Annotated in this window: 13 protein-coding genes; 8 read left to right on the top strand and 5 right to left on the bottom strand. The window is 70.3% G+C overall.

All coding sequences use genetic code 11. From position 1 onward, the window contains the following. The first annotated feature begins 125 nt into the window (after positions 1–125). Positions 126–656 (top strand): sigma-70 family RNA polymerase sigma factor, encoded by a 531-nt coding sequence (locus ABD350_RS10415; protein ID WP_344347584.1) that lies wholly within the window; start codon positions 126–128, stop codon positions 654–656. A 56-nt stretch (positions 657–712) separates the two neighbouring features. Here ABD350_RS10415 and ABD350_RS10410 read toward each other — a convergent pair whose 3' ends face one another. Further along, complete coding sequence (locus ABD350_RS10410) at positions 713–1,174, bottom strand: acyl-CoA thioesterase (protein ID WP_344347583.1); 462 nt, start codon at positions 1,172–1,174, stop codon at positions 713–715. Positions 1,175–1,348: 174 nt separating this feature from the next. Here ABD350_RS10410 and ABD350_RS10405 point away from each other — a divergent pair, with 174 nt between their 5' ends. The 4 genes from ABD350_RS10405 to ABD350_RS10390 all read left to right on the top strand — a co-directional run bounded on the left by ABD350_RS10405 (position 1,349) and on the right by ABD350_RS10390 (position 4,880). Beyond that, positions 1,349–1,831, top strand: a complete 483-nt coding sequence (locus tag ABD350_RS10405) for an RICIN domain-containing protein (RefSeq protein ID WP_344347582.1) — start codon at positions 1,349–1,351, stop codon at positions 1,829–1,831. 57 nt (positions 1,832–1,888) lie between these two features. Next, entirely contained in the window at positions 1,889–2,884 is a 996-nt protein-coding gene (locus ABD350_RS10400; RefSeq protein ID WP_344347581.1) for a YdcF family protein, read from the top strand. A 182-nt stretch (positions 2,885–3,066) separates the two neighbouring features. Continuing rightward, positions 3,067–3,786, top strand: a complete 720-nt coding sequence (locus ABD350_RS10395; protein ID WP_344347644.1) for an RNA polymerase sigma factor — start codon at positions 3,067–3,069, stop codon at positions 3,784–3,786. After that, positions 3,783–4,880, top strand: coding sequence for a CU044_5270 family protein (locus tag ABD350_RS10390; RefSeq protein WP_344347580.1), 1,098 nt, complete (start codon positions 3,783–3,785; stop codon positions 4,878–4,880). The genes ABD350_RS10395 and ABD350_RS10390 overlap by 4 nt, the downstream gene beginning before the upstream one ends. Before the next feature lie 155 nt (positions 4,881–5,035). Here the strand turns inward: ABD350_RS10390 and ABD350_RS10385 are convergent, their stop codons facing one another. Continuing rightward, positions 5,036–5,602: an ester cyclase gene (locus ABD350_RS10385; RefSeq protein WP_344347579.1), complete on the bottom strand. Its 567-nt coding sequence runs from the start codon at positions 5,600–5,602 to the stop codon at positions 5,036–5,038. Positions 5,603–5,904: 302 nt separating this feature from the next. Beyond that, complete coding sequence (locus ABD350_RS10380; protein ID WP_344347578.1) at positions 5,905–6,936, bottom strand: medium chain dehydrogenase/reductase family protein; 1,032 nt, start codon at positions 6,934–6,936, stop codon at positions 5,905–5,907. Positions 6,937–7,114: 178 nt separating this feature from the next. Between ABD350_RS10380 and ABD350_RS10375 the strand changes: the two genes are divergently transcribed. Next, entirely contained in the window at positions 7,115–7,771 is a 657-nt protein-coding gene (locus tag ABD350_RS10375) for a TetR/AcrR family transcriptional regulator (RefSeq protein ID WP_344347577.1), read from the top strand. A gap of 169 nt (positions 7,772–7,940) precedes the next feature. On the opposite strand, the gene ABD350_RS10370 is transcribed toward ABD350_RS10375, so the two are convergent. Continuing rightward, the gene (locus ABD350_RS10370) at positions 7,941–8,849 is read right to left on the bottom strand and encodes a LysR family transcriptional regulator (protein ID WP_344347576.1); all 909 of its coding nucleotides are present in this window, start codon (positions 8,847–8,849) and stop codon (positions 7,941–7,943) included. A gap of 106 nt (positions 8,850–8,955) precedes the next feature. On the opposite strand from ABD350_RS10370, the gene ABD350_RS10365 reads away from it, so the two are divergent. Continuing rightward, the gene (locus ABD350_RS10365) at positions 8,956–9,660 is read left to right on the top strand and encodes a type 1 glutamine amidotransferase domain-containing protein (RefSeq protein ID WP_344347575.1); all 705 of its coding nucleotides are present in this window, start codon (positions 8,956–8,958) and stop codon (positions 9,658–9,660) included. A 324-nt stretch (positions 9,661–9,984) separates the two neighbouring features. Beyond that, positions 9,985–12,066, top strand: coding sequence for an ATP-binding protein (locus ABD350_RS10360; RefSeq protein ID WP_344347574.1), 2,082 nt, complete (start codon positions 9,985–9,987; stop codon positions 12,064–12,066). Between the two features lie 11 nt (positions 12,067–12,077). On the opposite strand, the gene ABD350_RS10355 is transcribed toward ABD350_RS10360, so the two are convergent. Next, on the bottom strand, positions 12,078–12,650 hold the full coding sequence (locus tag ABD350_RS10355; RefSeq protein WP_382466720.1) for a TetR/AcrR family transcriptional regulator: 573 nt from the start codon (positions 12,648–12,650) through the stop codon (positions 12,078–12,080). Positions 12,651–12,667 lie beyond the last annotated feature (17 nt).

Here is a 12,667-nt window from a genome sequence, read left to right as displayed (position 1 = left end):
GCAGCAGGGCCTGCCCCTGCCCGGTGGCACCCCGGCAAGAGGACGACAAGGCCCCGGCAAAGAGACCCGCCGACGCTGGCGCTGCCACCGACGAAGGACGCGGTGGGAGTCAGTGGGGAGAGGGCATGGGGGCCACCAGCGTCGAATCGGACTGCGAGCGCTTCATCCGCGTGATCTACGACGAGCACGGCGACGCGCTCAGACGCTTCGCGGCACGGCTGCTGGGCGGGGACTGGACCAAGGCCGAGGACATCCTCCAGGAGGCCGCGATCCGCGCCTGGCGGCACACCGGCCTGCTGGCGCGGCAGGGGAAGGACGGGGTCCGGCCGTGGCTGTTCACCGTCGTGCGCAACCTGGTGACCGACGAGCATCGGGCGCGCCTCGTCCGTCCTGTCAGCGCCTGCACCGTCGACGAACTCGTCATCCCCGTCGACGACGGCATCGAACGGGCCCTCACGCGTCAGGTCGTCCACGACACCTTGGACGACCTGACACCTCAGCAACGGCAGATCCTGCACCATACGTATTTCCAGGGCCGCAGCGTCACCGAGACGGCGCAGGTGCTCGGAATCGCCGAGGGAACCGTCAAATCGCGTACGTACTACGCGTTGCGGGCACTCAGGTCGGCCCTGCACGACCGCGGTGTCCGGTTCTGAGACGCCTGGATGTCCCCGCGTGTGATCCGCCGACGCCGGCCTCCTGCCGGGCCGGCTCAGTCCTTCCGCGGCGCCGTGATCGTGCGAGCGACGTCGCGGGCGCGGTCGGACCACGGCGTGGGCAGCAGGGTGACCTGGTCGAGGCGGACGGCGGTGCGGGTGCCGTGCGCGTACGTCGTCCCGCCGTCGACGGAGCAGACCCGGTAACCGGCCGTGGCCGAGGTGGTGCCGAGACGGTCGATCCACAGGTTGACGGCGTAGGTCCCGGGCGCGGACAGGGGGGCGTCGTAGGTGATGGTGAAGGCTTTGACGACGTTGAACGCGTCGTTCTCCAGAGCGTTCGAGCCGCCGAATCCCCGCGCGTACCAGAACGCGGTCCAGGCACGCTCGGCCAATACCTGGTAGCGGCTGTTGTGCAGCAGTCCCATGGCATCGAGTTCGTCGAAGTGGACCTCGACCGGAACGAGCACTCCGACGGCGGCGGTCGACAGGGCGGCGGACGTGGCGACAGAACTCACGATGATCCTCCAGCAGCGTGTACGAGGGGTGCCTGTGTCATCCCGGACAACGGTGAATCAGGACGTGCCGTTCACCGGAGCGGTCGTGAGAACGGCAGGCGTTCCCTGGGTGAACCGACCGGTCCGGCTCGCCGTTGAAGGCGGTGAGCAACCCCGGAAAGGAAGTCGGTCACCGTGCAAAAGAAGTTCAGCGCTCTGCTGGGAACCGCTCTGGCCGGCGCAGCTCTCTCCACCGTGCTGGCGGCGGCGCCCGCGCACGCGGAACAGCAGTACACCCTGCAGAACGTCGCCGGCGGCCGGTGCCTGTCCGGGCAGGCCGACCGCACCGTCCGCCAGGGCCCGTGCGACGCCAACGCCAAGTGGATGCCGGTCTACCGCCACAGCAGCCATATGGAGGACGCCCCCATGCTGGTGAACGTGGCCACGGGCATGTGCCTGGACCAGAACACCGACGTGGCCTACAAGGAGGTATACCTGTCCCCGTGCAGCGCTGAGGACTACGGCCAGCTCATGGGGCTGTACTCTCACGGCGGCAACCGGAACGTCGTCGCCCCCTTCGACAGCGAGATGCGGCTCACCGGATGGAACACCGGTTCGGTGAGCTTCGACACCATCCTCGACTCCCGCCGTGAGAAGCAGCTCTGGGCAACCATCTGACGGCCGTCTCGTCCACGCCGGAGCGAGTCCGGGTCCGACCCATCGAGGAGGTCCAGGGTGCTGATCGAGATATGCGCGGCCGTCGCGCTGCTGCTGTTCGTCATCGGTGTCATCGTCGACGCGAGGCGCTTCGCGAACGCCGTGCTGCTCGGCGTCTTCCTCATCCTGATGGCGGTGGCCCACGGCAGGGAGCTCCTGGCCGTTCACCACGCCCTGGACGACACCTGGCTGGCCGGCCCTGTCCTGGAAGGGCTGGTCGTGCTGCTGGTCTGCTGCCTCCTGATCGGCAACGGGGTGCGGATGGTACGCAAGGAGGGCAGTCGCCCGGGCAACCTTCTGACACTCGTCGCGGGTCTCGGGCTCCTGTCGCTCCTGCTGCTGACGGTGGTGGCGTACGTGGCCGAGCTGCGCTCCCTGACCGCCGCGGTCCTTGTCGCGGCGCTCATCACCTCCTACTTCGTCTGCCTCTTCGTCTGTTTCAGCGTGTACGGGTACGTCTACAGCCGCCTGCCCGCACCGTCCGGCCTCGACTACATCATCGTCCTCGGGTCGGGTCTGATCGGCGGTGACCGGGTGCCGCCCTTGCTCGCCGGCAGACTGGACCGGGCGTACGTGCTTTTCCAGGCCCAGCCGGCCCGGGGCTGCGAGCCCGTTCTGATCACGTCCGGTGGGCAGGGGCCGGACGAGACCGTCCCCGAGGCGCATGCGATGGCCGACTATCTGGCCGCACGCGGGGTGCCGGCGGAGAGTCTGCTGCGTGAGGCGGAGTCCGCCACCACCGAAGAGAACCTCCGCAACAGCAAGGCCCTCATGGACGAGCGCGGCACCGGCTACCGCTGCGCGATCGTGACCAACGACTTCCACGCTTTCCGGACCGCGATCATCGCCCGGAGCATGGGCATCGACGCCCACGTCCTTGGCTCCCCCACGGCCCGCTACTTCCGGCCCAGCGCGACCATGCGGGAGTTCGCCGCCGTCGTCCTGCATCACCGGTGGCTCCACCTCGCGGTCTGTCTGTTCCTGGCCCTCACCTGCTGGCTGATCCTCCTGTAACGGCACCGAGGCCGTTGACCGGAAGGCCGCCACCGCACCGGACCGCACACGCCCATGACACTCGTCAGGCGCTCCCCTGGTCGTTGATGACGGCAAGGACGGCATACCCGACGCCCCGCGTGTGAGGCACGTCACTGGAAGTCGGAGCGGGGAGCAGACAGCTCATAGAGGTGAGCATTGACATGCGTGCCCGACTACGGGCTGGGGAGCCGGCCGCGTTCGCCGAGTTGTTCGACAGTTACGCCCGTGGCGTGTACAACCACGCTTTCCGTCTGACCGCCGACTGGTCGACGGCCGAGGACGTCATGGCCACCACGTTCATGGAGGCGTGGCGGCTCCGAGACAGGATCGATGCCGAGGGCGGCTCGCTGCGGCCATGGCTGCTCGGCATCGCCACCAACACCGCACGCAACCAGATTCGCGGAAACCGGGGATACCGCCGGGCGGCGGTGGCCACGGCGGCGGCCGTACTGCCCGTTCCCGACCACGCCGACGAGGTCACGAACCAGATCGACGACCAGCGCAGGCTGGCGGCGACACTTCGGGCGCTCGGCGCGTTGCGCAGGACGGAACGTGAGGTCGTCGCGCTCTGTTTGGGGGAAGGGCTCGATTACGAGGCGGCGGCGAAGGCACTGGGGATTCCGGTGGGCACAGTCGCTTCCCGGCTGTCCCGCGCCCGCAAGAAACTCCGCACCCTCACAAAGGCCGAGCTCGAAGAGCACGACGATGCCGCGGTGGCCGGCCCGCCCGTGGTGAGCGGCCGCGTTCCCCGTGCGCCGCGGACGAGAAGCACGGATGGATCCGAAAAAGTTCGAGGCAGATGGGAAGCCGGGGCGGCCGGCCGACAGATACCAGGTGACCGCATGAACACTGTCCGGCCCGCACAGGAAGGAAACCGATGAGCGCGAACACGCCCCGGCAGAGGCCGGGCGCTTGGGAGGAAGCCGCCGCACAGCTGCTGTCCCGCACTGCGCGTGACCTGCCGACGGGCCGCCATGAGTACCACAAGGAGCTTCTGATGGCAGGAATCGAGCAGGCACAGCGCACGCAGCAGATCCCCCCCGGCACCGCGAAGGCGCGCGGGCTGCGACTGCTCCGCCCGGCGATCGCTCTGCCCGCCCTGGCCGCCGCCGTGGCCGCCGCCGTCATCGCCGGGACGGCGATGACCGGCGGCAACGGGGACGGACCCGCCCGGCTCGCCACCGGTCCGGCCCTGACCACGCAGATCGGCACCGCCAGCCCCGACGGGGTGAGCCGCCTGCTCGACCAGGTCACCCTGGTCGCGGCCCAGGAGGAGCACCCGGCCCTCAAAGCGGGCCAGTACGTGTACATCGAGTCCAAGACGGCCGACACATTCGTGAAGACCGTCGACGACAAGAGCAGCCTCGCCAGCCACGCGCTGCACAAGCGCCAGGTGTGGTACTCGTCGGACGGAACCAAGGGATGGCTGATCGACCCCGCCGTCAACGACAGTCCCGAAGGGGAAACCCTCAGCCTCCCCGACGAGCAGGGCAACACCCCCGTCGCCGGCCTGAACCATCCGTCGTACGACTACCTGGCCAGTCTGCCCACCGACCCGGACGCGCTCCTCGCCAAGATCTACAAGGAGACCAAGGGGCACGGCAACTCACCGGCCCAGGAGGCGTTCGCCACGATCGGTGACCTGCTCGGCGAGAGCTACCCGCCGCCCGCCCTGACCAAGGCCCTGTTCAAGGCCGCCGCGAAGATCCCCGGCGTCGTCACCGTGAACGACGCCGTCGACGCGGTCGGCCGGCACGGCGTGGCGGTCGCCCGGCTGGACGAGAAGAGCGGCGCGCGTGAGGAATGGATCTTCGACAAGAACACGCACGTTTTCCTGGGCGAGCGAACCGTCCAGGTGAGCAAGGCCGACGGTCCGGAAGAACTCATCAAGCCCGGAACCGTCCTGTTCACCAGCGCCGTCACGCAGCGAGCCATAGTCGACGGCATCAAGCAAGTGCCCGCGCAAGGCAGCTGACACACCCGCGGAGCTGCTTCAGGGATCTGTCTGGGGCAGCTCCCCGCGTTCCCGTGGCTGATCACGTCCCCGCAACAGAGGGCAACGGGCGTGGAGCACGAACGGACCACTGGCTGACGCGTGGCAGCGTCGACACCGGGTGCCGCGGGAGACGCTTACAGTGCGCGGAGCTGGGTGAGGAGCTGGAGGGTGTCGGAGTTCAGCCAGTACTCGACGAACTCGCCGTCCTCGATGCGCAGGGTGTCGGTGCCGGTGAAGGTGACCCTCGTGCCTGGCTCGGCCTTGGCGCCCGGGAAGCCGCCGGCGTAGGTGCCGGTGGCCGTCCAGCGCACGGAGGCGCGGCGACCGGCGATCAGTGGGTCGGTCTGGAGGGAGAAGCGCAGGTCGGGGAAGGCGGCGCGGGTCTGGGCGATCCAGGCCACCAGGCCGTCCGCGCCGTGGATGCCGCTGCCGTCGCCTCCGTCGAGGAGGGCGGCGTGAACGGTGAACTCCGGGGAGATGATGCCCGGCGCCTTGGTGTGGTCGCCGTTCCAGAGGCGCAGCCAGGCGTCGAGCATCGCCTTGGGGTTCTTGGCGTGGGACCGGTGGTCCGGTGAGGTGACCGGGTGAGGGGCCGTGGTGGTGGGCGAGGTCGATGCTGCGGCCGTCGTGGCGGTGACGGCCAAAGCGGCCAGGGCGGCAGGGAGCAGCAGGCGGATCCGGGGGCGGGTGGTGCCGGTCATGAGGGTTCCTCACATATCGGTGTGGTGGTGGGGTCGGTGCGGATGGTGCCCGGGGCGGGCAGGGCGCGGGTGGTCGGGCAGCGGTTGGTGGCGTCGCGCGCGGGTGTGGCCGGGCGGACCCGCAGGGTGCCGCACCGCATGCCCTGGGACTCCGTTTCGGAGCGGGAGCTCCAACTGGTCCGGCTCGCGGGGGCGGCTGTCTGGTGCCGCGCCGGGGCGGCGAGGGTGGCCGGGGTGGCGGAGGCCGCGCGGTCGGGGGAGCGCCGGATGCGAGTGTGCGGTGATGTGCCAGTGCTTGAGTGTCAGGCGTGCAGGACGACCTTTCCGGCGACGGTGCCGGATTCGGCCAGCCGCATCGCTTCGGCGACCTGGGTGAGGGGAAGTTCGGCGGCGATCCGGGCGGTGATCTCACCCCGGCGCAGAGCTTCGAAGACCTCGGTGAGGTCGTTGCGCAGCCGGGCCCGGAAGCGGTCGCGGTTCAGGGCGCGGCCGGCCCAGACGTTGAAGAAGTAGGCGTGGCGGCGGTTGGGCAGCGTGTTCCACAGCCACACCCGGGCCAGCAGCTTGAGGACGGGCCACTGCTTGGAGCCTTCGTCGTCGCGGGTGGAGGCGCTGCCGTAGGAGACGAGCGTTCCGCCGGGGGCGAGCAGGCTCCAGGAGTCGACGATGCCGCGGCCGCCGACGTGGTCGAAGACGGCGTCCAGGCCGTGCGGGGCGAGTTCGCGGACACGGGCGGGGATGTTCTCGGTGCGGTAGTCGATCGGGGTCACCCCCTGTTCCCGCAGGGCGGCGTGGTGACGTGCGGAGGCGGTCCCGATCACCCGCGCGCCCGCGGCCCGGGCGAGCTGGACCAGGACGGACCCCACACCCCCGTTGGCGCCGTGCACCAGTACGGTCTGGCCGGCGCGCACCCGGGCCTTGCGGTGCAGCATCTGCCAGGCCGTGATGCCGTTGATCACCACGGTCTCCGCTTCGGCGGCGCCTATCCCGTCCGGGACGGGCACCAGGTCGGCGGCGTCGAGGATCACGTGGCTGGCCCATCCGCCGACCTTCAGCAGCGCGGCCACCCGTGTGCCGACCAGGCCCGCGTCGACACCCTCACCGGTCGCCGCCACGGTGCCGACCAGGTCGTAGCCGGGGACGAACGGGAAGGGCGGCTGGTCGTAATAGCGGCCGCGGCGCATCTGCTGCTCCGCGAAGGACACTCCGGTGGCTTCCATACGCACCACGACCTGGCCCGGACCCGCGGCCGGAACGGCCCCGTGCCGCACCTCGAGCCCCTCAGGCTCGACCCTGCCCGGCAGCACGACCTCGACCATCGTTTCGGCGTTCATGAGACCCTCCCTCGACCGCCAGCTCTGTTAGTGGCTGGTGTGTTCGTTAGAAGTTATAACTCGAACGGCGAGTGACGGTCAAGAACATTCGTAATAGGGTCTAACTAAGAGCCTGTGCGAACGGCTCGCCCGGCCGCCACCCGCAGCCGGGCGCCCCCACCACGGAAGGGACATCCGCATGACCGCCGCGGGCAAGGAGACCCCACGCGAGCGCTACCGCGCCCAGCTTCGCGCCGAAATCAAGGAACGCGCCTGGGAGCAGATCGCCGCCGCCGGAGCGCCGGGTCTCTCCCTCAACGCCATCGCCAAACAGATGGGAATGAGCGGACCCGCGCTGTACCGGTACTTCGCCGGCCGGGACGAACTGATCACCGAGCTGATCCGCGACGCCTACCGCAGCCTCGCCGACACCATCCGCACCGCCGCCGCGTCGGGTGCCGATCCGGCCGGCCTCGGGCGCGCACTGCGCGTCTGGGCGCTGGCCGACCCCCAGCGCTACTTCCTCGTCTACGGCACACCCGTCCCGGGCTACCGCGCGCCCGACGACATCACCGCGATCGCCTCGGAGATCATGAACGTCCTCCTCGACGCCGCCCAGCCGACCGCCGGTTCAGCCCCTCCCGCGGCCGAGGTGGCCCGCCTCGAATCCCACCTCGCCGAACACCGGGAGTGGGCCGGTGACCACCCCGCCTCCCCAGCGGCCCTGCGCCGCGCCCTGCACTTCTGGACCCGCCTGCACGGCATCCTCTCCCTGGAACTGGCAGGCCACTTCACCGGCATGGGATTCGACCCGGCCGAACTGTACGAGAACGAGCTGCGACACCTGACGCAGTGAGGGAGCTCCACGGCGATGACACCGGGGCCACAGGTGGCATGAGAGGGCGCGGCCGACCGCGCGGCCGGGCAACTCCGACTCACCCTCGCGGCGCCCCTCCGACCCACCCGCCCAAGCAGTCGGCGTGTGCGGCGTGCGGTGTGTGCTCGGACTCTTTCGCGGCGACCGCTCACAGCGGCCCCCACGTCTCGGCCTGCCGGTGCAGCTGACGCTGCACCAGCGTCACGGATGCCGGGGTGGGGCCGGAGGGCGTGACGAGATAGAGAGTGTTGAGCGGTTGGACCTGCGTGTGGTGCAGCACCTCCAAGGAGCCGGCCGCCAGCGCGGGATCGGCCAGGTAGCGGGGCAGGACGGAGATGCCGGCTCCGGCGACGACGGCGGCCAGCACCGCCCGCAGGTCGGGCACGACCATCGAGACCGGGTTGGACGGCCGGCGGCCGAATTCGCTTCGCCAGTAGCGGCGGACGATCGGCAGTTCAGGGCCGTAGGCCACGAGCGGCAGATGGGCCAGGGCCGCGAGGGGGTCCTCGGCCAGCCGGTCCTGGTCGACCGAGCGGGCCGTCGTAGGAGTCGCCACCAGGACGAACTCCTCGTCGACGAACGGCATGACGACCAGCCCGCGCCTGCCCGCCGAGGGCCGCACCGAGGACACCACCACGTCCAACTCCCCCTCAACCAGGGCGGACAGCAGGTCATCGGCCAGGCCGAGCGTGAAGTCCAGGCGTAGGCCGCCGCTGACGAGGGGGGCCAGAGCCGGGACCAACCGCGAAGCGGTCAGCTCCGCCGCCGCACCGAGCCGGACCGTGCCCTGATGGGCCTGACGGTCGGCGTCCTGGGCCAGGGCGCCACGCAACTGGTCCAGGGGCGCGGCGATGTGCCGGGCGAGCTCGTGTGCACGAGGCGTCGGTGTGGCCCCGTGCCTGGAACGTTCGAAGAGCACCGCGTCCAACTGGCCCTCCAGACGCGCCAGCTGACCACTGACCGCCGGCTGGGACACACCCAGGGCGGCGGCAGCGGCGGTCAGAGAACCGCGTCGGTAGATCTCCAGAAAGGTCGCCAGCAGATCGAGATCGCTCACGCAAGGAGGTTACATAAGAATTCTTATGGACCTGGTCGGACACCGATAAGTTTTTGATGGAAAGTGGGTGGCGCCCGGAGAACCCGACCCACTGGAGAGAACCGTCATGGCGAAGATCCTGATGATCATCTCGGCCGCAGACACCCTGGCGCTGGCCGACGGCAGCGTCCACCCCACCGGTTACTGGGCGGAGGAGGTGGCCGCGTCCCACAAGGTGCTCGTCGAGGCAGGCCACCAGGTGGACATCGCCACCCCCGCGGGGGCCCGCCCCACCGTGGACCCCATCTCGCTGGACGAGCGCGGCGGCGTGCAGCCTGCCGACGGCGCCGTATTCCGCGCCTACCTGGACTCGATCACCGCGAGCCTCGACGCCCCGCTCGACCTCGCCGCGGTCCGGGCCGCCGACTATGACGCCTTCTATCTGCCCGGAGGCCACGCCCCGATGGCCGACCTGGCCGACGATCCCGCGCTGGGCGCGCTGCTCGCCGAGGCCGACCAGCGGGGCCGCGTCGTCGCGGCGCTCTGCCATGGCGTAGCCGCCCTGCTCAGCGCGACCACCGCCACCGGCACGTTCCTGTTCGCCGGCCGCGGCCTCACCGGCTTCACCGACGAGGAGGAGCGCCAAGGCGGCCTCGGGGACGCCGTGCCGTGGCTGGTCGAAGACCGCCTCGTCGAGCGCGGCGCGCACTTCAAGGCAGGCGCGCCGTGGTCGGACACCGTCGTCGTCGACGGCAACCTGATCACCGGGCAGAACCCGCAGTCCAGCGTGACCACCGCCAAGGAAGTCCTCGCAGCCCTGAGGAACGACTGAACCACCAGATGTCCCGCCACGGATCGGGCCGGGACGCACGGGCCCGGCGGCGGTGTCTCCAAGGCGGCACCGTCCGTCCATCGCGGCTGGGCCCGGGCTCAACGAACCGACAAGGACACTCCTCAGGCAGGTGTGCTCGCTTCCTCGTTCCCCGTGATCACATAGACCAAAGGTCATGAAAAGCGGCCGAGTTACGACCGATGAGTAACCGCTTTACACGGTGTATGGTGCACGCGTCGGTGCGCCGACCGGCGGGTGAGCATGCCCCCGCGTTCAGCAAGGCGTCGTCGTGCGGAGAGACGGCGACGGTAGGAGGAGTCCCACGTGACCGGCAGTGTTCCCAACGACATCGCGGGCCGCCTTCAGCGCGGACGCGACCGGATGTTCACCGGGCGAGCAGCGGAACTGGCCGTTTTCCGCGCCGCTCTGTCCGGGGACGAGGGGGCGCCGGCGGTGCTCTTCGTGCACGGCCCCGGGGGTATCGGCAAGTCGATGCTGCTGCGGCGGTTCGCGGCCGAGGCGCGGGCGATGGGCCGGCCCGTGCTGGACATCGACGGCCGCACGGTTCAGCCGACGCCGGAGGCGTTCGAAAGGGAGGCCGGGGCGGCTTTCGCCGAGGACGGCACGGTCCTGATCATCGATACCTTCGAACGCTGTCAGGGACTGGAGGGATGGCTGAGGGAGAAATTCCTGCCCAGACTGCCCCATGGCGGAGTGGCGGTGATCGCCGGGCGGCAGGCACCGGACGCGGAGTGGACCTCCGACCCCGGGTGGGCCGACCTGCTGTACCGCATGGCACTGCGCAATCTCTCACCCGACGAGGCCACCGCCCTGCTGCACGCCTGGGGAGTGCCCCGGCACAGCCAGGCCCCGCTCCTGGCCTTCACCGGCGGACATCCGCTCGCCCTGGCCCTGGCAGCCGCGGTGGCGGTCCGGGAACCCGCCCGCACCGCCCAATGGAAACCCAGCATGGACGTCGTCGCGACACTGCTGTCCCGGCTGGTCGGCGAGGTGCCCTCACCTCTGCACCGCCGGGCCCTGGAGGTGTGCGCGCGCGTTCACATGACCACCGAGCCACTGCTCCGGGTCGTCCTCGGCGACGACGCCACGGTCATGTTCGCCTGGCTGCGCGAACTGCCTTTCATCGAGTCGACACAGGACGGCCTCTTCCCGCACGACGTTGTCCGGCAGGCGCTGGAGGAGGATCTGCGCTGGCGCGATCCGGACGGCTACGCCGAACTGCACGGGCGGCTCGGCCGCCACCTGTTCGAGCAGATTCGCACCTCACCGGTGACCGGCACGCTGTCCGCGGTACGTTCCTTCCTCTTCCTGTACCGCGACGACCGGTACATGTCCGACTTCAACAGCTGGCGGGAAGCGGGCGAGGTCCGGTTGACCGCGTGCGAGGCGGACGACCGCGACAGGATCCGATCGCTGGCGGGCGAGGTCGAGGGCGAGGAATCGGCCGCCCTGGCGGGGGCGTGGCTGGAACGCGGGCCGGAGGCGTTCAGGGTCTGCCGCACCGCGCGTGAGAACAAGGCGGTCGGCTTCTCCGTCTGGTTGCAACTCACCGAAGCCCCACAGGCGTTCCACGACCCCGTGGCCGAGGCGGCCTGGAACCACGCGCGCGCCACCCAGCCCCTCCGTGAGGGCGAGCACATAGCGGTGGCCCGCTTCTCCGTGACGTCGCCGGAGTACCCGAAGATCTCCCCGGTCGAGAACCTCCACCAGTGGCGGACGCTGGCCGAGGCCGCGAGAACCGAGGGCCGGGTCGCTTGGATGTACGTCGTCGTGCGGGCGGGCACGTTCTGGACGCCGTACATGGCCAGCCTCGGTCTGCATCCCATCGCGGAGCGGCCACGGGTGGGTGCTCTGACGTACACGCTGTTCGCCATCGACTGGCGGGTCCAGCCGGTGTGGGCCTGGGCCGAGGAGAAGACCCGGCTGATGCTGTCCCACGTCCGGGACCGGAGCCGCACCGTGCAGGCGGACGGCGCGGAGGCACGGCGGGGAACGGAGTTCACCGTGCTGTCCCGTCCCGAGTTCGACGCCGCGCTGCGCGACGCGCTCCGCGGCTTCTTCCGCCCGCAGGAGTGGTCCGCGAACCCGCTCACACGCAGCAGACTGACGGCGGGCACCAACCGCACATTGCCGCAGATCCTGACGGACGCGGTCGAGGGACTGCGTACGGAAGCCGGCGGGGAGAAGTACTACAGGGCAGTGTCACGGACGTACCTCACCAAGGGAATGCCCACCCAGCAGTCGGTCGCCGAACGGCTCGGCCTGCCGTTCAGTACGTACCGCAGACACCTGGCAGGAGGCATTGCCCGGGTGTGTGACGCGCTGTGGCGGCAGGAGATATACGGGGACCCGGCACCGGCCGACCGGCCGCACCCCGCGGTCTGAGACCCGCGCGATCACCCACCCTGTGCGGCCGGTGGTCCCGCGGGCCGGCTCGCCGCTGATTCCGCCAGGCTCGCGGCGGCGAGGAGCAGTTGCGCGAGGCGCTCGCGAGCCCGGTCCGCGTCACCGTCGAGGACCAACTGCGCGGTCACCGCGTCGTACGCCTCCAGGACCGAGCGGATGGCCCCCTCCCGGCAGCCGGGGGAAAGCGGCGCGTCGCACGGTGCGGTCAGTGCGTCCAGGACGGTCTCGGCCAACTCCCGGCGCACGGCGCGGTGCACTCGCGCCGCCGCCGGCCGACGGGCCGCGTACGCCCGGACATCGGTCTCGAACAGCAGCCGGTCCGGCTCCGACAGCATCACCCTGGACAGCTGTTCGGTGAGCAGCGACCTGTCGCGCGAGCCGGACGCCGCCGTACGCGCATGGGGAAGAACGGTGGCGACGCGACGGCGCAGCTCGGCCGCTCGCTCCTCGTACAGCGCCAGGAACAGCTCGTCGACACTCTCGAAGTTCGAGTAGAAGGCACCCCGGCTGAAACCGGCGTCGGCGCAGATCTCCGCGATCGACACCCTTCCATAGCCGTTCACCGCGAACGCCTGGAAAG

This window comes from Streptomyces nogalater, assembly GCF_039532885.1.
GTDB classification, from domain to species: Bacteria; Actinomycetota; Actinomycetes; order Streptomycetales; family Streptomycetaceae; genus Streptomyces; species Streptomyces nogalater.
This window is presented reverse-complemented; position numbering and strand designations above follow the sequence as displayed.

Bases quoted from the DNA above. Each gene is read 5' to 3' on its own strand.
- ABD350_RS10380 (WP_344347578.1), bottom strand. From the start codon at position 6,936: ATGAACGCCGAAACGATGGTCGAGGTCGTGCTGCCGGGCAGGGTCGAG.
- ABD350_RS10375 (WP_344347577.1), top strand. From the start codon at position 7,115: ATGACCGCCGCGGGCAAGGAGACCCCACGCGAGCGCTACCGCGCCCAG.
- ABD350_RS10385 (WP_344347579.1), bottom strand. From the start codon at position 5,602: ATGACCGGCACCACCCGCCCCCGGATCCGCCTGCTGCTCCCTGCCGCC.
- ABD350_RS10395 (WP_344347644.1), top strand. From the start codon at position 3,067: ATGCGTGCCCGACTACGGGCTGGGGAGCCGGCCGCGTTCGCCGAGTTG.
- ABD350_RS10365 (WP_344347575.1), top strand. From the start codon at position 8,956: ATGGCGAAGATCCTGATGATCATCTCGGCCGCAGACACCCTGGCGCTG.
- ABD350_RS10390 (WP_344347580.1), top strand. From the start codon at position 3,783: ATGAGCGCGAACACGCCCCGGCAGAGGCCGGGCGCTTGGGAGGAAGCC.
- ABD350_RS10415 (WP_344347584.1), top strand. From the start codon at position 126: ATGGGGGCCACCAGCGTCGAATCGGACTGCGAGCGCTTCATCCGCGTG.